The 24,302-nt window shown below is 68.7% G+C and carries 22 protein-coding genes; 3 read left to right on the top strand and 19 right to left on the bottom strand.

Annotated features, from left to right (window positions below):
* Positions 1 to 69: 69 nt before the first annotated feature.
* The 4 genes from ABD324_RS21985 to ABD324_RS21970 form a co-directional block, all read right to left on the bottom strand.
* Positions 70 to 798, bottom strand: coding sequence for a GntR family transcriptional regulator (locus ABD324_RS21985; RefSeq protein WP_344420183.1), 729 nt, complete (start codon positions 796 to 798; stop codon positions 70 to 72).
* Positions 799 to 894: 96 nt separating this feature from the next.
* Positions 895 to 1,473 carry a VOC family protein gene (locus tag ABD324_RS21980; RefSeq protein WP_344420180.1) on the bottom strand — a complete coding sequence of 193 codons (579 nt, stop codon included), beginning with the start codon at positions 1,471 to 1,473 and terminating at the stop codon, positions 895 to 897.
* A 110-nt stretch (positions 1,474 to 1,583) separates the two neighbouring features.
* Positions 1,584 to 3,677: an oxidoreductase gene (locus tag ABD324_RS21975; RefSeq protein WP_344420177.1), complete on the bottom strand. Its 2,094-nt coding sequence runs from the start codon at positions 3,675 to 3,677 to the stop codon at positions 1,584 to 1,586.
* A 20-nt stretch (positions 3,678 to 3,697) separates the two neighbouring features.
* Complete coding sequence (locus ABD324_RS21970; RefSeq protein WP_344420350.1) at positions 3,698 to 4,870, bottom strand: PrpF domain-containing protein; 1,173 nt, start codon at positions 4,868 to 4,870, stop codon at positions 3,698 to 3,700.
* A 222-nt stretch (positions 4,871 to 5,092) separates the two neighbouring features.
* Here ABD324_RS21970 and ABD324_RS21965 point away from each other — a divergent pair, with 222 nt between their 5' ends.
* On the top strand, positions 5,093 to 6,298 hold the full coding sequence (locus ABD324_RS21965; protein WP_344420174.1) for a cytochrome P450: 1,206 nt from the start codon (positions 5,093 to 5,095) through the stop codon (positions 6,296 to 6,298).
* A 72-nt stretch (positions 6,299 to 6,370) separates the two neighbouring features.
* On the opposite strand, the gene ABD324_RS21960 is transcribed toward ABD324_RS21965, so the two are convergent.
* The 6 genes from ABD324_RS21960 to ABD324_RS21935 all read right to left on the bottom strand — a co-directional run bounded on the left by ABD324_RS21960 (position 6,371) and on the right by ABD324_RS21935 (position 12,851).
* Positions 6,371 to 7,156 carry an enoyl-CoA hydratase-related protein gene (locus ABD324_RS21960; RefSeq protein WP_344420172.1) on the bottom strand — a complete coding sequence of 262 codons (786 nt, stop codon included), beginning with the start codon at positions 7,154 to 7,156 and terminating at the stop codon, positions 6,371 to 6,373.
* 49 nt (positions 7,157 to 7,205) lie between these two features.
* Positions 7,206 to 7,994: an SDR family NAD(P)-dependent oxidoreductase gene (locus tag ABD324_RS21955; RefSeq protein ID WP_344420168.1), complete on the bottom strand. Its 789-nt coding sequence runs from the start codon at positions 7,992 to 7,994 to the stop codon at positions 7,206 to 7,208.
* 142 nt (positions 7,995 to 8,136) lie between these two features.
* Complete coding sequence (locus tag ABD324_RS21950; RefSeq protein ID WP_344420165.1) at positions 8,137 to 8,940, bottom strand: SDR family NAD(P)-dependent oxidoreductase; 804 nt, start codon at positions 8,938 to 8,940, stop codon at positions 8,137 to 8,139.
* Positions 8,937 to 10,070: an ABC transporter ATP-binding protein gene (locus tag ABD324_RS21945; protein ID WP_344420163.1), complete on the bottom strand. Its 1,134-nt coding sequence runs from the start codon at positions 10,068 to 10,070 to the stop codon at positions 8,937 to 8,939. The genes ABD324_RS21950 and ABD324_RS21945 overlap by 4 nt, the downstream gene beginning before the upstream one ends.
* Positions 10,071 to 10,096: 26 nt before the next feature.
* Positions 10,097 to 11,800 carry an ABC transporter permease gene (locus ABD324_RS21940; protein ID WP_344420161.1) on the bottom strand — a complete coding sequence of 568 codons (1,704 nt, stop codon included), beginning with the start codon at positions 11,798 to 11,800 and terminating at the stop codon, positions 10,097 to 10,099.
* A 4-nt stretch (positions 11,801 to 11,804) separates the two neighbouring features.
* Complete coding sequence (locus tag ABD324_RS21935; RefSeq protein WP_344420159.1) at positions 11,805 to 12,851, bottom strand: ABC transporter substrate-binding protein; 1,047 nt, start codon at positions 12,849 to 12,851, stop codon at positions 11,805 to 11,807.
* A 259-nt stretch (positions 12,852 to 13,110) separates the two neighbouring features.
* On the opposite strand from ABD324_RS21935, the gene ABD324_RS21930 reads away from it, so the two are divergent.
* Positions 13,111 to 14,148, top strand: a complete 1,038-nt coding sequence (locus ABD324_RS21930; RefSeq protein ID WP_344420156.1) for an LLM class flavin-dependent oxidoreductase — start codon at positions 13,111 to 13,113, stop codon at positions 14,146 to 14,148.
* 21 nt (positions 14,149 to 14,169) lie between these two features.
* Entirely contained in the window at positions 14,170 to 14,523 is a 354-nt protein-coding gene (locus ABD324_RS21925) for an EthD domain-containing protein (RefSeq protein WP_344420153.1), read from the top strand.
* A gap of 100 nt (positions 14,524 to 14,623) precedes the next feature.
* Here ABD324_RS21925 and ABD324_RS21920 read toward each other — a convergent pair whose 3' ends face one another.
* From ABD324_RS21920 to ABD324_RS21885, 9 genes are all read right to left on the bottom strand, one after another.
* Complete coding sequence (locus ABD324_RS21920) at positions 14,624 to 16,075, bottom strand: MFS transporter (protein WP_344420347.1); 1,452 nt, start codon at positions 16,073 to 16,075, stop codon at positions 14,624 to 14,626.
* Between the two features lie 42 nt (positions 16,076 to 16,117).
* On the bottom strand, positions 16,118 to 17,725 hold the full coding sequence (locus tag ABD324_RS21915; protein WP_344420150.1) for a class I adenylate-forming enzyme family protein: 1,608 nt from the start codon (positions 17,723 to 17,725) through the stop codon (positions 16,118 to 16,120).
* Positions 17,726 to 17,727: 2 nt separating this feature from the next.
* Entirely contained in the window at positions 17,728 to 19,068 is a 1,341-nt protein-coding gene (locus ABD324_RS21910) for an amidohydrolase family protein (RefSeq protein WP_344420147.1), read from the bottom strand.
* A gap of 42 nt (positions 19,069 to 19,110) precedes the next feature.
* The gene (locus ABD324_RS21905) at positions 19,111 to 19,938 is read right to left on the bottom strand and encodes an SDR family NAD(P)-dependent oxidoreductase (protein WP_344420144.1); all 828 of its coding nucleotides are present in this window, start codon (positions 19,936 to 19,938) and stop codon (positions 19,111 to 19,113) included.
* Positions 19,935 to 21,224 (bottom strand): cytochrome P450, encoded by a 1,290-nt coding sequence (locus ABD324_RS21900; RefSeq protein ID WP_344420141.1) that lies wholly within the window; start codon positions 21,222 to 21,224, stop codon positions 19,935 to 19,937. The genes ABD324_RS21905 and ABD324_RS21900 overlap by 4 nt, the downstream gene beginning before the upstream one ends.
* 92 nt (positions 21,225 to 21,316) lie before the next feature.
* Entirely contained in the window at positions 21,317 to 21,853 is a 537-nt protein-coding gene (locus tag ABD324_RS37345; RefSeq protein ID WP_425565878.1) for a PaaI family thioesterase, read from the bottom strand.
* Entirely contained in the window at positions 21,804 to 22,553 is a 750-nt protein-coding gene (locus ABD324_RS21895) for an SDR family NAD(P)-dependent oxidoreductase (RefSeq protein ID WP_344420138.1), read from the bottom strand. The genes ABD324_RS37345 and ABD324_RS21895 overlap by 50 nt, the downstream gene beginning before the upstream one ends.
* A complete protein-coding gene (locus ABD324_RS21890) occupies positions 22,550 to 22,966 on the bottom strand; it encodes a Zn-ribbon domain-containing OB-fold protein (protein ID WP_344420135.1) in 417 nt (138 codons plus the stop codon). The genes ABD324_RS21895 and ABD324_RS21890 overlap by 4 nt, the downstream gene beginning before the upstream one ends.
* A 4-nt stretch (positions 22,967 to 22,970) precedes the next feature.
* A complete protein-coding gene (locus ABD324_RS21885) occupies positions 22,971 to 24,173 on the bottom strand; it encodes a thiolase family protein (RefSeq protein ID WP_344420132.1) in 1,203 nt (400 codons plus the stop codon).
* Positions 24,174 to 24,302: the final 129 nt, after the last annotated feature.

Raw genomic sequence — 24,302 nt, 5'->3', positions numbered from 1 at the left:
GGCGGACATGAGGCATCGTCAGGACGACGCCCACGTCGCCAGCGGTGGTGTGGATGTGAAATGCAGGCCCTACGGCCGCCGGCGCGTCGGCCTGTCGGCGGTGGTGTCCTTCCGGGTCAGGGCATCGCGCGCGCTCACCACCGCGAGCTCGAGGTGGGCGTGGACGGCCTTCTCGGCGGCTCGCGGGTCCCTCGCACGGAGGGCGTCGACGATGGCGACGTGCTCCTCGTACGCCTCACGAGCGCGCGTCCTGTTGTGTCCCGAAGCGAGGCGGGCCAGTCGCATCCTGGTGTTGACGGACGACGCCAGCTCCTCGATGACCGAGTTACCGCTGGCCCGCAGGATGAGGTCATGGAGATCGAACTCGGCGGGCCAGCGGCTGTCGTCCGCGCGGAGGGTTCGCTCCGCATCCGCGAGCACCCGTTCCATGGCCTCGATGTCGGCGTCTGTCGCGCGCACCGCGGCCAGCGCGGCCGCAGCGCACTCCAGGGACAGACGTGCCTCGCCGAGCTCATGGAGCATCATCGGCGTGATCGTCGGTACGAATGCACCCTTGCCGGGGTTCAGGACGACAAGTTTCTCGCTGGCCAGCAGGTTGAGCGCTTCCCGAATCGGCGAGCGGCTGATCCCCAGCATCTGCGAGAGGGCGACCTCGTTCAACCGGTCGCCGCCCTTGATCTCGCCGGAGACGATGATTTCACGGATCATCTCGGCTGCCTGGTCGGCAAAGGTGCGTGGTTGTGCGAGCTGCCGCTTCCGCCGCGATGACACGTAGGTGGCGCCATCACGAGTGGTCACCTGCGCCAGGCTACCTGTCACCATGTCGAATCCCATCATTCCTCCGGACCCGGCCGCCGGAGAACCGCGAGCCCCGACGGCCGGAGACGAGCTAGCTCAGGCGCGGGCGCCGGCCGCTGCGATGTCGGCTCCGACAAGAGTCTCCGGCCGGAAGTTGACATCGCTGTCGGTCAGGGTCGACGGGTCCCGCATCCAGCAGGCGAACTCCAGCAGGATGCCGTCCGGGTCGAAGAAGTAGAGGGACTTCAGGAACACCTTGTCGTTGTCCGTCCGTGACCAGCCCTCCTTGCTGTTGTCGTGCTTGGTCACCTTGCTGCACTCGATGCCGCGCTCGCGGAGAACCTTCGCGTAGGCGTGGATGTCATCCGGCGACACGTTGATCGCGATGTGATTCATCGTGCCCGGAGGGGTCAGGAACTCACCCTGAGCCGGCAACGTGGTCGGCATCGCCGCGGGAACGGCCGCCGGGCCGTCTTTGAACCAGAAGAAGGCGAGCGTGTCGCCGTTCCCGATGTCGAAGAAGAAGTGCTTGCCCATGTCGTTGGGGAGGTCGACGGTCATCATGACCGGCAGACCGAGCACGTTCTCGTAGAAGTCGATCGTGCGGTCCATGTCGGCGCACACCAGCGCGAGGTGGTTGACTCCGCGGAGCTTGAAGGGGCCCTGTTCAGCCATGTCGCCTCTCCTCTTGAGTCCGTTCGTTCCAACAGTTCCAGGATCGGCGCCCGCTCCGGGAGCGGCAACGATCGCCTTCCGGCGAGCGGAAGTGAGTGCGCCCACTGCAGCTAGGCATCGGTCGCCGGCTGCAGGACCGCTGCGGCACGGGGAAACACCTCCGGGGCGAGGGGCTCCCAGTAGGCCTCGGTGAAGGTCCGGGGTGCCATCGGCTCCCCGATGAGCCGCGCGAACCGCTGGCCCTCGAAGGTCGCGTCGGGCAGGCCGCGCGGGGCCAACGCGTCCCCGACCACGAAGACCTGCTCCACCTGTGTCTCCAGTGCAGCGCTGAGGGTGTCACGCTGGCGGCGCATCGTCACGAGGATGACCCCGTCGACCTCGTCGACAAGGCTCAGCTGCTCCTCGACATGAACGTCGAACAGCGTCACCTGCCGGTCGCCGATCTCTCCGACGTAACTCAGCGTGTGGAAGGTGACCCCGAGGCGCTTGAGCCGCGGCACGATGAACTCCCGCTCGAACGTGCCGGCGAGGCTGTGCGCGGGCTCCCCGTGCCGGGTGACGAAGTGGACGTCGACGCCGGACTGCGCGAGGAGCTCCGCGATCCCCGCAGCGGCGTTCATACCCTCGTCGTCCAGGATCACGACGCGGCCGGAGGTCGGCCGGTAGCTCCCGTCGAAGAACGCCTCGGGCGTCACGACGAAGGGCCGGTCGGCGCCGGGGATCGGCTGCGGCAGGAATCCGCCTTCCCCCGTCGCGACGTAGTCCGCGCCGGTCGCGACGACCACGGCGGTCGGCGACTCGCCGAGTACCGACTCCGGGGTGGCCGAGACACCCAGCCGGACCTCTACCCCGAGGTCTGCCAGCCGCTCTGCGTACCAGTCCGCGGTCAGTCCGACGAGCTCTCGATCCGGCAGTGTCGCCCACGAGCGCAGATGACCGCCGAGGACGTCCCCGCGCTCCATGAGGACTACCTGGTGCCCCCGCTGTGCGGCCACCCGCGCGGTCTCGAGGCCCGCGGGACCACCGCCGACCACGACGACCCTGCCCGGCCGTGTCGCGCGATCACCGGGCGACTCCCTCCAGCGCCGCTCTCGGCCCGTGGCCGGGTTGATGCCGCAGCCCACGGCGCCGTTGCGGCGGCGGTCCTGGCACATGTTCGCGCCGATGCACGCACGGCTGCGCTCGGGATGCCCCTCGAGGGCGTTGCGGAGCAGGGCCGGCTCCGCGATCAGGCCGCGGACCATGCCGACCACGTCGACCACGCCGTCGGCCAGTGCCTGCTCCGCCGTCGCGATGTCGGTGATCCGCCCCAGCGTGCTCAGGACCGGGGTCTGCCCCGCAGCAGACCGCACCTTCTCGACGTAGGGCCGGTAGACCTGCCGGGGATGGAAGTAGGGCGGGATGGCGTCCAGCGACCCCTTCGGCTCGACGGAGATGTCCAGGTCGACGAAGTCGATCAGACCGTCGCCGGCGATCCGGCCCAGCACCTCGTGCGCCATGTCCGTGTCGATGCCGCCCGGCAGGCGCTCGTCGCACTGGAAACGCATCCCGACGGCAAGCTCCGGACCCGCACCGTCGCGGATCGCGGACAGGGCCTCCCACAGGAAGCGCGTCCGCCCTTCCACGCTTCCGCCGTACCGGTCGGTGCGCTTGTTGAAATACGGTGAGAGGAACATCTCGGGCAGCATCCCGTGCGTGCTGTGGAGCTCGATGCCGTCGTAGCCGGCAAGCCGGAGGTTGGCTGCTGCCCGGGCGTAGCAGGCGAGCATTGCGTCGATGTCGGCGGTCGTCATCTCCCGCGTCGTCGAGAATGTCATGTAGCTGGCCGTACCCGACGGCGTCAGCATCGGCGCGAACGGCGTCTGCGGTTCCCACTGGACGGGGAAGTCGTAGAAGTAGTTGACCTGCGCGAACAGCTTCGCTCCGTGGGAGTGGACCCGCTCGGCAACGGCGGCGAAGGCAGGGACCGACTCGTCGACGCTCGGGCAGGCACGACCGATACCGGCGCGTGGGAAGAGCGGCAGGCTGTGGATCAGCATCCCTACGCCGTTCGCTGCGCGCTCACCGTAGTAGGCGGCGAAGTCCTCGGCCGGGCCACGGCCGACCTCGAGCGGGTTGCCGTGCGGTCCGAAGTAGAGGCGGTTGGGCAGCTCGACCGGTCCCAACCGGATGGGCTCGACGATGTTCGGGTAGTGCTCGCTCATGGTGCTGAACTTCTTCCTGGCTAGTCGGTTCGGGGAAGGTGGGCGGTCCCGGTGAGGAGCCTGCGGGCTGTGCGAACCACGCCGACCGACTCGATCGCTATGTGGGGCGGGGTGCCGCTCGTCCGGACCGTGACCGTGGTGGTGCCCTTCGGGTGCCGGATGTCGAGCATCCCGTCGGGGCACGACGCGAACTCGCTCGGCAGGGTTTCCGCCCCGCACGCCACCGCCGCTCCGAGACAGAGGGCACCGGTCATCGGGAGGGCGTGGTGGATCCGTCCCATCGAGACCGCGACCGTCCGGATGCCGGTGGCCCCACCCCGACCATCGTCGGGACCGACCAGGATCAGTCTCGGGAGCGCCGGGACCCTCGCGGCCGCATCGGTCGGGTCGGCGACGAGTCCGAGGGCGACGGCGGAGGCCCCACGAATCCGCTCGAGCCGGTCGCGCAGGTGTGTGTCTCCGTCCAGCTCGGCCACCGGGGTGGCCATGTCGACGCCGACATCGGCGGCGCGCACGAAGGCGTAGGGGTGTGTCACGTCGAGTAGGGACACCTCCACCGCGCCGGCGCCGTCCCCGACCGGCTCCCGCGTCGAACCCGTCGGGAACATCGACCCGAGGGTTCCACCAACAGGATCTAGGTATCTCGTGGTGACCGGTGCGCCGCTGCCAGGGACGCCGGCCACGACGCAGTCGCCAGCTGTCTCCGCCCGGCCGGCTCGAACGCCGAAGGTGGAGTCGACGACCACACCGGTGTTGCGATTGCGCATCCGCACCGTCACGGTCGGCCCCACCGCCTTGGCCAGACCCTCGTCCAGGGCGAAGGGGCCGACCGCGGTGGTGAGGTTGCCGCAGTTGCCGCTCCACGATACCGCGGGTGAGTCCACCGAGACCTGGGCGAACCAGTAGTCGACGTCCACGCCGGGCTCTGCGGACGGGGCCACGACGATGACCTTGCTCGTACTCGAGCGGGCGCCCCCGAGCCCGTCGATCTGGACGGGATCGGGACTGCCCATGAGCCGCAGCAGGAGGTCATCGAGCGCGGGTCCCGGCTCCGCGGGCAGGTCACGAGCGTGCACGAACACTCCCTTGCTTGTGCCGCCGCGCATCAGGACGACAGGGAGCCCGGTAGGGAACCGCCTCCCAACATCACGTGCGGACACCTGTGAGCCCCTCCCCGTCGGTCGCCCGAGCATGCCGGGCGCGCCCCCCGTCGCCAACTTCGTACTTCCGGTCGTAGGAAACGCGCAGCCTCGCTCGCGGACCACGTCCTCGCGTTCCCGCACAGCGGAAGTCAGTGGTTCCGCTCTCCGTGTGCGCTTCGCAATGCTCGTGCGATACCCCGGCCACATGGCCAGAGACCGCCTCGACGTCCATCCGACCCGCCCGCCGCCCACCACCTGGGGAACGGACTGAACATGACAACGCAGTCAGAGACCAACGACGAGACGAGCCAGGGCAAGTGCCCGGTGCTGCACTACACCGACCAGCTGCAGGCGTCCGATGCCCTCGAGCACTACTCCCGCTTCGACGAGATGCGGGAACGGGCCCCGTTCTACTCGGGCGACATCGCGGACTTCGTCGCGATCACCCGGGCTGACCACCAGAAGGAGGCGTTCCTCAACACGAGCCTGTTCTCGAGCTCGTCCATCATCCACGTCAACCCCGAGCCCGACTTCCGCTGGGTTCCGGTCAATGTGGACCCGCCGCAGCACGGGCAGTGGCGGAAGCTTCTCGGCCCCCTCTTCTCCCCCAGCTCGGTCCGCGACCGGCAGGCGAACATCCAGAAGTGGTGCACCACCTACCTGGACCAGCTCGGGGAGGAGGGATGCGAGTTCATCGAAGAGTTCGCGTTCCGATACCCGACCAGTGTGTTCATGGACCTGGTCGGGTTCCCCGCGTCGGACACCGCCCAGTTCCTCGCTTGGGAAGACGCCACCGTCCGGGCGCCGAACTGGGCCGACCAGGCGGAGGTGTCCCGGGTCGTCGGAGAGATCCTGGCCTACTTCCAGGAGTACATCGCGCACCGGCGCGCCCATCCGGGTGACGACATCATCTCTCAGGCCACGCAGTGGGAGATCGACGGGAAGGCGGTCACCGACGAGGAGATCCAGAGCCTGTGCCTTCTTCTGTTCATGGCCGGCCTCGACACGGTAGCGATGCAGACGTCATTTTCCTTCCTGCATCTCGCGACCCATCCGGAGGACCAGCAGAAGCTGCGGGAGAACCCCGATCTCGCGCCGTCGACGATCGAGGAGATGATGCGGCTCTACTCACTAGTGGCTACCTCCCGCAAGGTGACCGAAGACGTCGACTTCCATGGCGTGCAGCTACACAAGGACCAGATGGTCTGGTTGCCGCTCTGGATGTCCAACCGGGACCCGCGCCTACTCGAGAACCCCAACGAGGCGAAGATCGACCGGAAGAACAATCCGAACTGGGGCTTCGGCGTCGGCATCCACCGCTGCCTCGGCGCACACCTCGCCCGCGAGGAGATGCGCATCGCGCTGGTGGACTGGCACAAGCGCTTTCCTAAGTACTCGCTCGATCCGGCCTTCCCGGCCCCCAAGCAGCGACTGGCGTCGAACATGTCACTCGACGCCATCCACCTGAAGTTCGGCTGACGAGGGTTGAGACAAGAGCGGGCCGCCTGGCAGCTGAAGCCAGGCGGCCCGCTGAGCTCGGCACGTACAGGACTAGCGACCCGTGAACCGCGGTGCTCGCTTCTCCAGGAAGGCCTTCGGCCCTTCCGCCGCGTCGGCGCTCGCGAGGATGACCTCCGAGCTCCGAGATTCGATCGCGAAGGCTTCCTCCCACGGCCGGTTGTACGCCGCCAGCACCGTCTGCTTGATCCGCCGCACCGCCAGTGGGCCGTTCTCACAGATCCGCTCGGCCAGAACGTAGGCCGTGGTCAGGAGCTCCTCGTGCGGGACGACGCGGTTGACCAGACCGATCGCCTGCGCTTCCGCCGCCGACATCCGGTCACCCACCAACAGGATCTCCATGGCCCTCGCCCACGGGATCTGCTGCGGCAGGCGCACATGGGACCCTCCGAAGGGCGCGAGGCCCCAACGCGGTTCCGGGAGTCCGAAGGTCGCATGCTCGCTGGCGATGCGGATGTCGGTCCCCAGCACCAGCTCCATACCGCCGGCGAGGGCGTGGCCGTTGATCGCCGCAATGACGGGCTTGGTGATGCCCAGGAACGGTCTGCGCGCGGTGCCGTCCGCCGCCGTGTCGTCGGGCCTGCCGGCGGCGGCGACGGCGGGAATCAGCTTGCCCAGGTCCGCGCCCGCACAGAAAGCGCGATCACCAGCTCCCGTCACGACCGCCACGCGGAGCCGGGGACTCGCCTCGAACTCCGTGAGCCTGCCGTAGAGCGCCTCCCGCATCTCGGCCGAGATCGCGTTGTGCACCTCCGGCCGGTTCAGCGTGAGGGTCGCGACCGACCCGTCCTCGCGGTAGAGCAGATGATCCGTGGCCACCCGAGCCCTTTCGTCGGTTGCGGTCGGAGTTGGTCGTGCGGGGCTCGGGTCAGGCAAGCGCGCCGCCTTCGGCGTAGGCGGGTGTGTGCGCTGTGGTGCCGCCGTCGACCGGGATGACCTGCCCGGTCACGAAGGAGCCTTCATCGGATGCCAGGAAGGCGACCATGTTGCCGATGTCCTGCGGCATCCCGTCGCGGGCGAGCAGCTGCTGGCGAACCAGCCGGGCCTTCTTCTCCGGCGAGACACGTGGTGAGGGGATGTGCCCGGGACACACCGCGTTGCAACGGATCCCGTGCCGCCCGTACTGGGTCGCGATGGACTTCGTCAAGGAAAGGAGCCCTGTCTTGGACGTTGCGTACGCGGACACCCCGGTGTCCCCGTAGAGCGCCTGGATCGACGAGGTGAAGACGATCGACCCGCCACCCCGCTCGATCAGCAGAGGGATGGCGTACCGGCTGCAGAGGAACGGGCCGGTGAGACCGGCATCCATGATCCCCTTCCAGACCTCGACCGGGGTCTCGGCCACCGGGCCGTCCTCGTGTGCCAGGTGCTGCGGGAACGCGTTGTTGTGCAACACGTCCAACCCGCCGAACGTCGACGCCACCGTGCCGAACATCTCGGCGACGGAGTTCTCGTCGGAGATGTCGACGCCGACGCCCAGCGCGGATCCCCCGGACTCCGCGACCGTGGCGGCCAGCTTCGCCGCCCGGTCGCCGTCGATGTCCGCGATCACCACGGATGCGTTCTGGCGGACGAAGACCTCGACGGTCGCGGCGCCGATCCCACCGGCTCCCCCGGTCACGACCACGACCTTGCCGTCGAGCCCACTCACCTTCATGCGATGTCCTCCACTGTGCTCGTGGGTCGATGTCGACCGATGGAGGCGGGCCACGGCACGGAGTACCCAGTCCGGGACCCGCCCCTCACCGTGATCTCGATTCTCCCGCCACCCCCATGGGTCACCAAGATCGGCGATCCGGTCAGCGGAAGGTGGGGCCGGACACGAAGCCCGAGCTCAGTGCGGCCTGCCCGCCGTCTACCGGGAGGGTCACACCGGTCACGTGGTCCGCGTCGTCGGAGGCCAGGAAGGCGATGGCCCGTGCCTGGTCCTCCGGGGTGGCCGGGTGGGCCATCGGAATGCGGGCGAGGCGCGCGGCGAACCGCTCCGGGTCGCCGACCCGCCATCCGTCGACCATTCCGGTCAGTGTGAGGCCCGGGGCGATCGCGTTGACCCGGACGCCTCGCCCCGCCCACTCGGCGGCGAGGGTGCGGGTCAGGCCGACGACGGCATGCTTGGAGGTCGTGTAGGCCACGTCACCCGGGACCGCGGCAAGACTTGCGAGCGATCCGACGTTCACCACGGCCCCGCGGCCCTGTCGCAGCATGCAGGCCGTGGCGACCGCACGGGACCAGTAGTAGGTGCCGAGCACGTTGACGGCGAGGACGTCGGCGAAGTCCGAGCTGGCCTCGGCAGGTCCCCGACCCGTCCTGCCAGCGCTGTTGACCAGCACGTCGATGCGCCCGAACCGGTCCATCACCACTGAGCATGCCTGCTCCACGGCCCGGACGTCCGCGACGTCGCAGGCAAGCGCGAGGGTGGTCGACCCGGCCGCGGTGAGCTCCCCCGCGGCCGTCTCGGCCTTCGCCAGGTCCCGGTCGACGACCGCCACCGCGGCTCCCTCCGCCGCGAACAGCCGAGCCGTGGCCCGACCGATCCCGGCGGCGCCACCGGTGACGACGGCGACCCGGCCGTCGAAGCGTTCACCCCTGCCGGCACCACTCACGAGGCCGCCCGGCTCGTGCTCGACGCGCTCGTCCTGCCCCTGCCGAAGGCGAGTACACGATCGGCCGCGATCGCGACGGTCACCAGGTCGCCCGCCGCCGCGGACGCGAGTCCGTCACCCGGCGCGAGATGTGCCCGCAGCACGCCACCGTCAACGACGTCCAGCGTGAGCTCGACCGAGCGGCCGAGGAATGAGCGGTCGAGCACCGTCGCATAGCCCAGCCCGACGAGACCGTCCGGGTCCGTTCCCCGAGGGAGAACCCGGACGTCGTCGTTGCGGAAACGCAGGGTGGCGCCCTTGTCCGGCTCGCCGGAACAGACCGTTGTGAGGCCGACCAGGGGTCGCCCGGCAGCTTCCCAGCCACCTGTGGTCCGGGTGACGTCCAGTCGCTCGGTGAACCCGACGAAATCGGCGACATACTCCGTCGCGGGACTCGAGAAGACGTCTTCGGGGGTGCCGAGCTGTTCGATGCGGCCCGCCCGCATCACCGCGACCCGGTCTCCCAGCGCGAGGGCCTCGACCTGGTCGTGGGTCACATAGACACCGGTGAAGCCCAGTCTTCGGTGGAGCTCGTGCAGCTGGGTGCGCACCTGGTCGCGCAGCCGGGCATCCAGATTGGACAAAGGCTCGTCGAGCAGGACCAGGTCCGGGCGGGCGACGATGCCACGGGCCAGCCCCACCCGTTGTTGCTGTCCTCCCGAGAGCTGCGCCGGATAGCGGTCGAGCAGTTCGGAGCAGTCGACCAGGGCAGCGGCCTCCTCGACCCAGCCCGGCTTGCGCAGCTTGCGCGCCGTGAGGGGATATCCGATGTTGGCGCGCACCGTCTTGTGGGGCCACAGCGCGTAGGACTGGAAGACCATCCCGATGTTCCGTCGCTCGGGCGGGACGTCCAGCCGTTGGGCGGAGTCGAACACGACCCGGTCGCCCTGGACGATCCGGCCCGAATCGGGGGTTTCCAGCCCGGCCAGGGACCGCAGTGTCGTGCTCTTGCCGCATCCGCTCGGCCCGAGCAGGACCAGGAGCTCGCCCGGTGCGATGTCCAGGTCGAGCCCGTCCATCGCGGCCACCGGGGGGCGACCGCGGCGACCCGGGTAGATCTTGCTGACGGCGTCCAGGCGCACACCCGTCATGGTCGGCGCTCCTCCTTCGCGAGATTTCACAGCCGTTCGAGGGGGTTCGAGCCGCCACTAGCCGCCATGGCGACCACCACGCCTGCCGCGGTGATGCCGGTCATCACCAGGGCCATGGCCGCGACCTGGGGATAGGAACCGTTGGACCACAGGTCGAACAGTTTGGTGCCCATGACCTGGGTAGTTCCGGAGCGCACCAGCAGGGAGGCGGTGAACTCGTGGGTGAGCAGCACGAACATCAGTGCTACCGCGCCGCCGATGGCCGCCCGCATCAGGGGAACGACGATCTGCAGGTGCGTCCGCAGTGGACCCGCACCGGCGACGCGGGACGCCGCCAGGTAGTCGTCGCCCAGGGCGATACGCGCACCGAGCAGCGACCGAGTCGCGTACGGGAGCATCAGGGTCAGGTAGACGACCACGATCACGGCGTCCGTGCCGTAGAGCACCACCGGTGGCCGCGAGTAAGCGTAGAGGAAGCCCGCGCCGTAGACCACCGCGGGGACGCCGAGGGGCAGGTTGACCAGGACGTCCAACATCCGGGCGGTACGGGGCCACCGGCGCTCGTGGATCACCGTCGCGGCGAGGTAGCCGAGCACTAGAGCCAGTAGCGCTCCGGCGATCGAGGCCATCAGGCTCGTCATCACCGCATCCAGGACGAACGGAGTACGGAAGAGCCTGGTGAAGTTGGCGAGGGTGAACATGGACGGCTGGATCCGCGCGGAGTAGAAGGGGGACAACGCGACGACGACGAGCGCGGCCAACGGCAGCACCACCGCCACGAGCGCGAAGACCAGCAGCGGAACGGGCGCCCAGCGCACCGGGCGACTCGTCCGCCAGGCCCCCTTGCCGGAGTGGGCCACGAACCGGGTCTGGTCCCCCAGCGCCAGGCGCTGCAGCAGCACCAGGGCGATGCCGAGCACCAGCAGAGGCGAGCCGACCAGGGCAGCGGCCGCGTAGTCGGCCGGCGTGTCGGCGGTGAACCGATAGATCCTGGTGGCCAGCACCTCGACTCCGGACGCGGTACCGAGCAGCAACGGCACCGTGAACTGCCCGAGTCCTAGCAGCAGAGATATCCCCGCCGCGTAGACGAGTACCGGCCGCAGCAGGGGCAGCTGGATCCGCAGGAACGCCCTGCCCGGTGAGAGACCGGCGACCTGGGCGGCCTCGAGCAGCCCGCGGTCGAGATTCAGCATGCCGGTCCGCACGAACACGTACACGAACGAGCTCAAGGTGATGCCGGTGATGACGACGATCCACGGCGCCGTGTAGACGTCGACCGGACCGCTGTCGCCGCCGACGAACGGCACCATCCGGAGCAGCGCGTTGGCGTACCCCGAGCGTGGCGAGAAGAGGAACGCCCATCCCGTTACGCTCGCGACGGCCGGGGCGACGACGGGCAGGATCGGCAAGACGGCGGTCCATCGCCAGCCACGTGGCAACCGGACCGACAGAGCCGCCATTCCGACGCCGAGGACCATCGCGATCGCCAGGGAACCGAGGGTCAAGACGACCGTCGTGACGATCGCCGATCCCAGGCCGCGCCCGGCGACCGCATTACCGGCCGCCGCCGCCCCTCCCTCGGCGACGGCGACAAGCAGCTGGATCAGCGGCACCAACACGAGGTAGCCGAGGAGAGCGACCAGCACGACCAGGCCGAGGGTGGCGGACCGTGGCCTGCGGCGCTCCCGGATCGCGACGGGAGCGGGCGGCGCGGTGTCAACTGCGGTCATCGCGTCACTTCCGGAACAGCTCGCCCCATCGGGCGTCGAACTGCTTTATCGCGTCGGGCGTCGACGGGGCAACCGGGGAGATCCTCACCTTGTCGATGGGGACCAGACCGGAGGTTCCGGGGAGCGCCGAGACACCGTTGAGGGCGAGGGCGTTCTGGCCTTCCGGCGACATCATGAAGTCCAGCAGGACCCGAGCGGCATTGGGGTGCTTCGCCCAGGTCACCCCGAAAGCGACCTGAGGGGCTGCCCACGCCGGGTCGGGCAGCGCGAACCCCACCGGCGCCCCCGACCTCTCGTCCTCCCGGACATCGGGAACCACCATGCCGATCGCCGCCACCTCGCCGGCGACGGCCGCCTGCTGGAGCGGAACGGCGCTCGGGTAGAACCGTGGCTGCTGCCGAGCCAGAGCGGCGAGGTAGTCTGGGCCTTGGGTCTGCTCGAGGAACTGGTAGAAGTCGGCGACCGCGGGTCCCGTGGCGACGTCGAGCAGGCCGATCCGCCCCACCAGATCCGGACGGAGCAGATCCCGATAGGTGGTGACCGCCTGCTTCACCTGGTCGGTGTTCCAGGTGAGGCCCCAGACGTTGAACGTCGCCGGGAACGACTTCCCATCGAAGTGGGGGCTGCCCTTCCACTGCTCGGCGTGAGGACCCTCGATGGTCATCAGGTCGCCGGCGGGAGCGAGCTGGTCCGGAAGCTGCGCCTCGGTCGTCACCACGACATCCGCACCGGCAGCGCCGGTCTGCTTCTCGGCCTGAATCTTTCCGGCGACCCCTGCGACCACACGCGACATCTGCACGTCGATCGCCGGGTACTTGGCGTGGAACGCATCCAGGAGTGCGTCCTGCTGGTTCTGCCGGAACGAGGTGTAGACCACCGCGCTTCCCTCCCGGCTCGCATCGGACAACACCTGGGCCCACTCCGGGGTCGTCTCCGCGGCGTTTGCCGGAGCTGCCGGGGCGGAACCGCATGCCGCTACGAGCAGCGCTACCGCGGCCCCCACGATTGCGGTCGCGGCCCGCGCTCGCGGTGGCAGCCTGGTGAGCTTCATCGAACCTCCTCGTACCGGGGGCTGCATCGTTGGCGCCGACGCACACCAGGGTCAACGCGGCACCTCCGGTGGGCGGAAACGGCCGCCGACGCAAACATGGACGTCGCGGGCTTCCGTCGACCGGAAATGCGCTTTTGACCCCGGGCCGATGATGAGCAACGCTCATCATCGGCCGTAGAGCTGCCCGTCGCCGGTCCAACGCCGAGCCCCTTGCAGGACATTGCGGCTTCACCGTTCCGACCGAGTGAACGAAGGTCCCATGACTGCCAGGGGAAGACGGCTCAGACTCGAGCTGCAGAGCGACCTGCAGATCCCCGAGTTCGCCCGTGTCGACCGCCCGACCCAGTACCGATGCGCACTCGACCAGGCGCGGTGGGCCGACCAGGTCGGCTTCGACGCGATCAACCTGCCCGAGCACCACTGCGCGGAGGACGGCTACCTCCCAGCTCCGTTGATCCTCGCCGCGGCGGTCGCAGCGGTCACGAGCGCCGCCCGGATCCGGACCGCGCTGATCGCACCACTCTACGAGCCGGTCCGGCTGGCCGAGGAGATCGCCGTCGTCGACCACCTCTCCGACGGCCGGCTGGTGCCGGTTCTGATCCCGGGGTACCGACAGGCCGAGTTCGAGTCGCTCGGCAAGGTGCTGGAGGAGCGGTTCGCCGCCGTGGGGGACGTGCTGGCCGTGCTCAGATCGGCCGTGCACGGAGCCCCCTTCCAGTTCCGGGGTCGTACGGTCCACGTGACCCCGGCCCCGAGCGCCCGGCTACCGTTGCTCCTCGGCGGCGGAGGAACCCGCACAGCCGAACGGGCGGCGACGCTCGCCGACGGCTTCCGCCCGACGACCGCTGCCGCGTGGGAGGCCTACCGACGAGCCCGTCTCGCCGCGGGCCACGAGGACCCCGGCGGCTGGCTGGCCCGCGGCCCGGCCTTCCTGCACGTGGCCGAGGACCCCGGGGACGCGTGGGGGCGAGTCGGTCCTCACCTCCTGCACTACGCGACCCAGTACGACCGGTGGATCCGCGACGAGCTGGGCGTCACGAGCGGGGGGCCGGGGAGCACCTACGTGAACGGGCCGACATCGATCGGGGAGCTCAAGGCCTCTCCCGCCTACCGGGTGGTGACGCCCGCGCAGTGCGTCGAGCTAGTGCAGTCGCTGCCGGACGGGGCCGTGCTCTCCCTGCACCCGCAGATGGGCGGGATCCATCCGGACGACGCCTGGTCGAGCCTGCGGCTCTTCGAGGAGCGCGTCCTGCCGTCGATCGAGCCGATGCAGGGCGGCCCGTTCCGCCCGAACTGATCCCACCGAGAGGAACCCTACATGATCAAGACAATCGCGCTCGTGCGGCGGAGGGTCGACCTCACCCACGGGGAGTTCCGGGACTACTACGAGAACCACCACGCGAAGCTCATCTCGGAAGTGCCCCACGTCGCCCGCTACGTCCGTCGCTACATCGAGCCCTCCGGCCTCTGGAACGGTCCCGGAGCCTTCGACGCGATCACCGAGATCTGGTTTAGCTCGCAAGCCGACTATGACGCTGCGATGGCACGTCTTGTCGAGCTGCAGGAGCTGTTCGCGACCGACGCCGCGAACGTCTTCGACACCTCCGCCACCCAACGATTCGTGGTGCTCGACGAGTGCGACACGGACGTACCGGGCGCCTCGGAGGCTTGACCCTCGGGTACGCCAAGGGGGTGAGCCGGACGAGGCCCTTCGGTGGCAGGCGAGAGATCCACCACCGAAGGGCCTCGACTCTGTCTAAAGCGGGATCCGGCTATCGGTCCGGTCGGGCAGGTGCCTCGGCGACCCTGTCGGCGTCACCCGCCAGCACCGACCGCTCGTCGCTGCGGTCTGCCGCGTCGGCAGGCGTCCCACCGGTGCGCCCCAGTCTGACGACCAGGACGATCAGCGAGATCGCCGCGATGGCAGCGGGCACGGCGATCATCCGCAGGATGAGCTCGCCGGCGACCCCCTGGGTGATGAGCACGCCCCCGACGAGAGGCGCGATCAGAGATCCGATCCGCCCCGCCCCGAACGCCCAGCCGACCCCGGTCGCCCGCACCTCGACCGGGTACAGCGCGCTCGACAGTGCCGACAACGCCTGGCTGACACCCACTGCGAGGAAGCCGATGAGGCAGATCACCACCATCAACAACGCCGAGTTGGCGAAGGTGGACGGCACCACGAGGATGAGGACCACCGAGATCGGCAGCCCGACAGCGAGAGAGACGAAGTCCCGCCGGCGGTCGATGATCCAGCCCTGGACCAGACCGCCGACGGTGCTGGCCAGCAGGGCCAGCGACATCGTCATGATGGCGATGGACTGGGGGACACCAACCCGCGTCAGCAGGGTCGGCAGCCAGCTGTATAGGAAGTACAGGATCACGAAGCACGCGAACCAACTGGTCCACAGCAGCGCCGTGTTCAGTCGCCTGCCCCCGGCGAAGAGCCGCCCGATCGGAATACGCTTCGTCCTGGCCGCGGGCGCCGACGCGGCGAAGTCGATGTCGACCTCTGCGAAGCGGGGGTCGATACGACCGAGCGTGCGCCGCGCAGCGCCGGTTTTGCCACGGACGGCGAGGAAGTCCATCGATTCGGGCAACGTTCGCCAGGCGATGCCGACGAGGACGAGCGGCACGACGACCCCGACGAGGTAGACCGACTGCCAGCCGAATGCCGGCACCAGCCAGCCCGCGACGAGTCCTGCCAGGAAGCCACCCACCGTCGTGCTGCTCAGCACGACGAGGATCGCCCTGCCCTTCGCCCTGCCGGGCATGACCTCGCCGGCGACCGCGACCAGGTTGGGCAGGACCGCGCCGAGCCCGATGCCGGCGAAGAACCTCATGACCGCGAGCAGAGTCACCGACGAGACCAGCATGATGGCGGCGGTGAACACCGCGTACAGGAGCGTGGCGGCGAGGAGGAGGATCCGCCGCCCGAACCGGTCGGCTAGCGGCGCGATCATCGTAGTCCCGATGATCATCCCGACCAGGCCGACCGTGATCGCGGGCCCGAACTCGCCCGGCGAGACTCCCCACTCCTTCGCCATCGAAGGAAGCAGATAGCCGATGGCCAACGCGTCGAAACCGTCGGCCAGTCCCAACAACACGCACAACAACAGTACGCGGTGCTGGAACCACGACACCGGTACGGAGTCGATCAGCTCCCGCACCGACAATGCGCTCCCGCGGCCCGCGGGCTCACCGGAGTTCTCTGGATCGTGCACGGCCACCCCTTCGTGACGGACAAGTCCTACGGAACTTCTCTCTTACTTCAGCCGCACTGCCGTCGCCGGAGCGGCGGGCAGGCGCTCGCGGAGCACCCTCTTGAGGATCTTTCCGCCGAGTGTCCGGGGCAGGGGTTCCCGCGCCGATGCGATATATCGAGGCCGCTTGTAGTCGGCGAGGTGTTCGAGACAGAACGCGCGGAGATGCTCGGTGTCGACACCGGTGAGATCGTCGACGACGATCATGCCGACCTCACCCCACCGGTCGTCCGGCACCGGGATCACACAGAAGTCAGCAAGGCCCGGGAAGGCGCTCAGGACGTCTTCCACGTCGGCGATGTAGACGTTGAGCCCGCCGCTGATCAGCATGTCCTTGAGGCGACCGACGACGGTCAGGTGACCGTCGTCGTCGATGACACCGGTGTCCCCGGTCCGGAGCCACCCGTCGACGATCACCTCCGCGGTCAGGTCCGGTCGGCCGAGGTACCCCGACATGAGGTAGGGGCACCTGATCTGGATCTCGCCCTCGGTGCCGGCGGAGAGCGTTCGACCCGAGGCGTCGACGATCCGCACCTCGACGTGCGGGATCGGCTTTCCCGCGGTGCCGAGGCGGTCGAGCGCATCCTCCGGGTTCAGCGCGATCACCGCACCCGAGGTCTCGGTCTGCCCGTAGGCCTGGGTGAGCCGCACTCCCTTCTGCGCGAACGCGTTCAGGAGATGCCGGGACACCATCGAGCCGGCGACCATGGCCACCCGGAGCGACGAGAGGTCAGCTTCCTGGAAGGCGGGCGCGCGCATCATTGCCTCGTAGACCACGGGGAGGCACGGCCAGATCGAGACCCTCTCGGTCGCGATCCGCGTCATCAGGTAGTCCGGGTCAAGGCTCCCCGCGATGATCGTCGTCGCCCCGGTGACCATCCCCTCCCGGAGATAGTTGGTCACCCCGCCGGTGAACGCCAGCGGCTGCGCCAGCAGGAGGGTGTCCCTCCAGGTGATGCCGGCGGCGAGTGCCCGCGCCTCACCACCGAAGAGGATGCCGCCGTGGGACAGCAGAACTCCCTTCGCCTCCTGCGTCGTGCCCGAGGTGAAACAGAGCAGAGCCGTGTCGGACGGCGAGATCTCGACACGGGGCGGGCGCTCGCCCGGCCGGGCAAGGTCCTCGAAGCGCTCGTCCCCGAGCTGTCCGTCGTCGACGGAGAAGCAGCGCAGGCCGTGAGCACAGGTCAGCGCCAGATCGAGACGAGGCCGCAGCGCCGCCTCGGTGACGACGATCCGGGCCCCGGACGCCGCCAGCGGTCCGGTGAGCTCGCCGGCCGTCGCCCGGACGTTGAGCGGGACGACGATCGCCCCGATCTTGAACGCCGCGAGGACGACCTGGATGAACTCCGGCCTGTTGTCGAGGAGGACCGCCACGGGGTCGCCCTTCCCGACCCCGGCCGCCACCAGCCCGGCGGCGAGCGAGTCCGTCAGGACGTCCAGGTCCTGCCAGGTGAAGTCGACGTCGTCGAACCGCACGGCGTTCCGCGAGCTGCGGTGGTGGTGCGCCCAGAACCGGAACGCGTCCGCGAGGTTCTGACCCGAACGTCCCGGCAGCGTGGGTTCCTCCGTCGTGCTGTCGCCGAGGCCCGACGGACGGTCCGTCGCCGACATCGTCACGGCGTGGATCCGGCCTGATCCGTCCCCGCCGCCGAGGGCGAGGTGCGCAGGCTCCGGAGGTGGTCGGCATTGAATCCGAAGAAGCGAGCGGCGTTGAGCCCGAGGGCGTTCTCGCGCTGCGCCTCGGTCATGCCCTGCAGCTGCCGCTGGATGGCCGCGCTCGAATGGGGCCAGGTCCCCTCGTGGTGCGGGTAGTCGTTGGACCACATGATCCTGTCGGTCAGCTTGTACTGGTCGGCGAGCCGGACGCCGACGTTGTCCTCCATGAAGGACGCCCAGCAGTTCGTGTACCAGTAGTGGCTCGGCGGCTCGGTCGTCCACGGCCGAACCCACATGTGGTGCTTGAGGTAGGTGCGGTCGAGCTCCTCGAGCATCCACGGGAGCCATCCGAAGTCGGCCTCGATCGTCGCCAGCTGGAGACCGGGGTGCTTCTCGAAGACGCCGGAGGCGAGGAATGTGGCCAGCGGCTCCATGGTCCCCCGCAGGAATCCCACCGCCTTGTTGATGATCGCCCCACCCGAGCCGGACGCGGCCCGCGGGTCGCGGCCGGTGGCGGCGTGCATGCACACAGGGAGCCCGGTCTCCTCGATCGCCGCCCACAGCCGGTCGAACGACGGGTGGTTGTAGGACAGCTCGTTCGCACCGCGGTGGCCGTGGAGAGGCTTGCACGGGATGTTGATGGCACGGAACCCCGTCGACGCGATCCAGTCCAGCTCCTTCAACGCCGCATCGACATCGGCGGTCGTCAGCTGCGCCGCAGCGATGAAGCGGTCCGAGTGCGCCCCGTAGGTCTCCCAGGCCCAGACGTTGTAGGCGTGGCTCATGGCCAGGGCGAACTCGTCGTCGTAGGTCGCCCAGCTCAGGATCGCCCGGTTGGCGAAGGCAACGGCACCATCGACGCCGTCCCGCTCCATGTCCTGCCGGAAGCGGGTCAGGGTCGGCTCGTCGAACATGCGGGTACTCGAGGCGTTCTGCCGTTCGAGGTCGTCGGGCTCCATCCGGTCGCTCCACATCTGGAACTCCGCGGTGGGATCCTCGAGGTCGGCCAGCTCCTCGCCGTCCTTCGGTTTTCCCTTGACCAGGTTGGGCTTGTCCCAGCCCTCCACCATGAGGAACTCTCGCCCCTCGCTGTCCCTGACGACATGCGGGACGCGATCGCGGTACTTCGGGTCGAGCCCGCCCAACTCGTAGACATTGACGGGCTCGCTGACATGGCTGTCGACGCTGATCGTCAGGTAACGGTCCGCGCTCTGCGGGTCGACCGACCTCTGCCATCCGGCCTCACCCGGGGTCTCGAGACGACGCGAGTTGATCTCACCGATCATGGTTTCCGTCATGACACCTCCACGACTCTGCACAATGTGACAAGGAAAGTCCGGTCAGTCGGCCAGCGGGAACCGGGCCGTCGCGCCTCCGTCGACGACGAGGGTCTGGCCGGAGACGTAGGCCGCCGCGTCGGAGACCAGGAAGGCGACCGCGTTCCCGATGTCGGCGGCGGTCGCGGGTCGCCCGAGCGGGATGCGGTTACGCATTCCGCCGGCCGTGTCGGAGCTCAGCACCTCACCCGCCGCAGGGGTGGCGACGAGCCCGGGGGCCACGATGTTCATTCGGACGCCGGACGGCCCGTACTCGATGGTCGTGGTGCGGGCGAGATGGGCAAGGCCGGCTTTCGCGGCGCCGTACACGCTGTGGTTCGGCGCACTCACCTGTCCGCTCAGGGAGCCGATGCTCACGATGCTGCCTCCACCGCCGGCCATCATGGGTGGTAGCACCGCACGGACCGCCGAGAAGACGTAACGCAGGTTGAGCGCCAACACTCGGTCGATCTGCTCGTCGGTCATGAGGTGGAGGGGGCCCATCGGCGCGAACCTTCCCATCCCCCCGACCACCGTAACCAGCCCGTCGATGCCGCCCAGCACCCGGACCGTGTGCCTCACGGCCGCGTCGATGGACGCCGTACTCGTGACATCGCACCCCGTGCCCGACGCGACGGCGCCGGCACGGGCCAGCTCCTCTGCCGTGTTGACGACCGCGCGCTCGTCAACGTCCGCGAGGACCAGTCCTGCGGACCGACAGGACAGCGCGGCGACGACCGCGGCGCTGATGCTGCCCTGCCCCCCTCCCGCGCCCAGGACCAGGATCCGCCGTCCGGCGAGGCCTCTGGATACATCCTCTCGCGACGCCGCCCGTGCCGACGACACGCTCATGCGATCGTCCTGAACCGCACGGGAAGCTGCTCGAACCCGTGGAGCACGATGCTCGGGATCTTGCGGAGCTCGCTCTCGTCGACGGCGAGCTCGATGTCGGTTGCCCGGGCCAGGAGCCGTTCGAGGGCGATCCGAATCTGCGCCTTGCCGAGCGCGGCACCCAGGCAGAAGTGCGGGCCACCGCCGAAGACCAACGATCGTTGTGGCGGCCGGGAGTAGTCGAGCTCGCCCGGGTGGTCGTAGACACGGGGATCGCGGGACGCCGCCGCCTTGTGGACCATCACCACCGAGCCTGTGGGGATCAGGGTCCCGGCGACCTCGGTGTCGTTGACAGCTGTGCGGTGCAGCATCTGGTCAGGCTGGTCCCAGCGCATGTACTCATCGATGAACGCCGGGATCGCGCCCGGATCGGCACGCAACCGATCTGCCTCCGACGGGTGGCCGGCAAGAAAGTGGACAATGTTGGTCGTGGTGTTTCCGGAGGTCTCGGTTCCGCCCTGGAGCAACAGTTCGCAGATCATCAGCAGTTCACCGCGCGTCAGGGGCTCCTCGTCCTCCGCCACCCGCTCGTTCACGATCGCACCCAGCATGTCCTCGACCGGCTGTCCCCGGACCTCGTCGATCCGGTGGTCGAAGTACTCGTCGAACTCGAACCGGGCGCGGGCCATCTCGTCGAGCTCAGCGTCGGTGAGGTCCCGGCCGACTGCACGCATGAAGATGCGCGCCCAGCGCTGCAGGGTGGGGGCGTCGCTGACAGGGCAGTGCAGCTCGGTGGTCACGATCTGGCTCATGAGCGCATCGCTGTACTCGGCCCTGACGTCCATACGACCTCGTTCGACGACCTTGTCGAGGAGCCCGTCGGCCAGCTCGGCGATGCGGGACTCCGCCCTCCTGACCCGGGCGGCCGAGAAGGACGGCCGGACCAGGGCGCGTTGGCGCGTGTGGACCGGCGGGTCGGCGTGGGCGAGCACCAAGGGGTGGGCGTCACCCAAGGGCGCGGTCCCGCCGGTGCGACCGGCGTCGCGAGCGAGTGCGGCGGCACGGGAGAGCATCTCGGCGTAGTTCCGGGTCGCTTGCTCCCCTGCCATGTTGGCACTGCTGAAATTGACGGCATCGTCCAGGACGGTCTGGGCCTCGTGATAGCCCGTCACCGCGAAGACCTTCTGGGATTCAAGCCAGACGACCGGTCCGGCAGCACGGAGTCCGTCGAACGCCGTCACCGGACACCGGAGCTTTTCCTGCTCGAGCCGATACACCGCATCGACTTCGTGAAAGACGTCGGTCACCCCGTACTCCCTACAGTATCCGTAATCCGACAAAAAGAGCAGAACACTCGTACTGTCGACGATCAAGATCGCGTTTCCGCTGGCCGGGATCGTCAGGCAGGACGTGGGGGTTCCGAGCGCCGGCCTCCTCGCGTCCGCGGCTCGACGAACACACCGGATCCGCTCGCCACGTCGGCCCCGTCCCCGTCCGAGATCCGGGAATCCACCCACCACTCCCGGCCCGATACCCCGACGACACCCGCTTCCACCTGCAGTCGAACACCCACCGGCATCGGGCGCCGAAACCGGATCTCGAGGGACTTCGTGACCGCGAGCCGCCCGAAGGTCATCGCCACAAGGCCGCTGACCTCGTCCAGCACGGCAGCGATGAAGCCCCCGTGCGCGGCTCCTCCGCCCCCTCCTTGGTACCGGCGGGGAAGACGCACGGTTCCCCGAACTCCACCAGGCGCGATGTCGACGTCGATCCCCAGCTGACACGCCCCCCGCTCGGAACATCCGACGCAGAGCCTGGTCGCACTCCAGCGCTCGCGATCGCGCGGTTCGGCCACCAATTCGCGAGGCAGGCAGGACGAGGCGCCGTCAGCCGGTGCTCCACCCGCCGTCGACGTTGATAATCTGTCCTGTGACATAACTGCTTCCATTTCCCACGAGAAGGAGGATGACCCCGTCGATGTCCTCCGGCTCACCACTTCGCTGCAGGATCGTCCGGCGCCGTATCCAGCGCTGAACCGACTCGGTGTCGATCGAATCGCCGGTCAGTTCGCTCCGGAAGAGGCCTGCTGCGATGGCATTGACCCGGATGCCCCGCGCCCCCCATTGAGCGGCCCAGTGGCGAGTGAGCGCATTGACGCTCGCCTTGGACGCGGCGTAGGCCGCTTGGGCCGGCGAGCTGGTGCCCCGTGCCGCCGCGACCGAGGTCATGTTCACGATGCTGCCGGAACCTCGATCGAGCATCGGCTGCACGAGCCGCTGGGTCAGCCGGACGAGCCCGAACACGTTGACCGCGAACATCTGCGCAATGTCGTCCGCCGTCTCGGTCTCCGCCGGTCCGACCCGCACGCAAGCGGCGTTGTTGACGAGGATGTCAACGGACCCCAGTTGCACCAGCGCCTCGGCCGCGATGGCGTCGACGTCGTCGGGATGGCCGAGGTCACCAGCGAGCACCACTGCCCCAGGCAGGTCATCGGCGAGGCGGGTCAGTCGCTCACGGCGCCGGGCGACCAGCCCGACCCGGGCACCCGCTCCGGCGAGGGCCCGTGCGATATGGGCGCCGAGGCCTGCGCTGGCGCCGGTGACGATCGCCGTTCGTCCGGACAGCGACGGCGTCATCGGTCCTCACCGGCGACGAACACCGGCAGGGCCGGGCCTGCCGGTTGTGGGCGGAAACGGACCTCCACTCGCGCTCCGATCTCCCAATCCACCGGTCCGTCCCGCTCCAGGTTCGAGAACATCGAGAAGCCCTCGTCGACGTCGACGATCGCGAGAACGGTGGGCACGGGGAAACGTGGTACCGGTTCGCGGTGGATGACGGTGAACGTGTAGACCGAGCCGGTCCCGCTGCTCTCCGTCCACCGGAGATCAGGAGAAAGACAGGATCGACAGATCTCGTGGGCCGGGAACGTCGCTGTACCGCATGAAGCGCACTGCTGGTAGAGCAGGACACCGCGATCACATCCGTCCCAGAAGGGCTGAGAAAGCGCGGTGGGGCGGGGAACCGGCCGGAAGGAGTCATGCGTCGTCATGTGCTCACCCCGCACCCAGGATCATGCACTCGAGGTGCTGGCCGGCAGGCATCGAGTTCGTGACGACGGCCGTCCGGGCACCCGCTACCTGGCGCTCGCCCGCGCGCCCTGACAACTGGCGCACGGCCTCAATGATCTTCAGAATCATCGAGGCGGGCCCACCGTAGCCGTGAGACAACATTCCTCCGTCGGTGTTCGTCGGGAACCTCCCACCGCGCAGCCCTAACGCCCCGCCCTCGACGAAAGGCCCGCCCTCTCCCTGCTCGCACAGACCCAGCATCTCGACGTAACGGATCACTTCGAACGCAGTGACATCGTGAAGGGAGAGGACGTCCAGCTCGGCCGGCTTGATCCCGGCCTGCGCGAACGCCACCGCCATACGCTCGGCCCCCAGCATCGCGACATCACGATTCAGCGCAGGGTTGGCGTGGGCACCGTCGACGATCTCCATCGCCCCGGCGAGCACATAAACGGGGTTGCGAACCAGTCGCCGCGCCCGGTCCCCGGACGTGATGACAATTGCCGCCCCCGCCTGCCCTGCCATGCCGCACTCCAGCAGATGAAGCGGCTCGGCGATCCATCGAGAATTCATGATCTGGTCGATGTCGTATGGGCCGCGACCGAACATGACTGCTTCAGGATTCTCGTGCCCATGGTTCCGGATCGTCGCGGCGACCTCGGCCAGGTGCTCAGGCCGAGTTCCGAAGTCGTACATGTGCCGCCGGGCGTTCAGCGCGCTTCGATGGGGGATTCCTCCCGCACCGAACGGATGACTGAACTCCAGCAACGCCGGAGGGAATTCCTCGTCGGAGGCGGAGACGATCCGAGACATCCGGTGAGCACCGTGCACAGCGGGACCGCCCGCGAGTGCCGCGCCGATGACGACGGTCTCGCACAGGCCCGCCTTGATGGCGGCGGCGGCGTTGAGGACCCCACGGATGCCCAGGGCGTCGAGGTCGTTCTCCGCCACCCAGTTCAAGGTGGACCCGAGCAGTCGGGCCCAATTGCTGCTGCCGCTCATGGGCGAGCCCGCCTGGCTCTCCCAGGTCAGACAAGCACCGTTGACCTCGTCCCGGCTCAGTCCGGCATCGTCGATGGCACCGAGAACCGCCTTCAAGCACAGTGAAAAGCTGTTCTCATCGGGAATGTGGTTTGCCAGACGTGGAATGTCGAGTCCCACGATGGCAACGGGATCATCGTTCAGCAAGCCGCCTCCATGACGTCAGCGGACACCGGTGACGCGCACGTCGCGAGGAATGTCCATCCGAGTCGATTAACTATGACAAATGGTGTTCAACGGACGACACCACGTCGCGATGACTGCGGCAAGATGTGG

The sequence above is a fragment of the Pseudonocardia ailaonensis genome, from assembly GCF_039531635.1.
GTDB lineage: Bacteria > Actinomycetota > Actinomycetes > Mycobacteriales > Pseudonocardiaceae > Pseudonocardia > Pseudonocardia ailaonensis.
The sequence above is the reverse complement of the archived record's forward strand: the minus strand, read 5'-3'. Positions and strand labels throughout refer to the sequence as shown.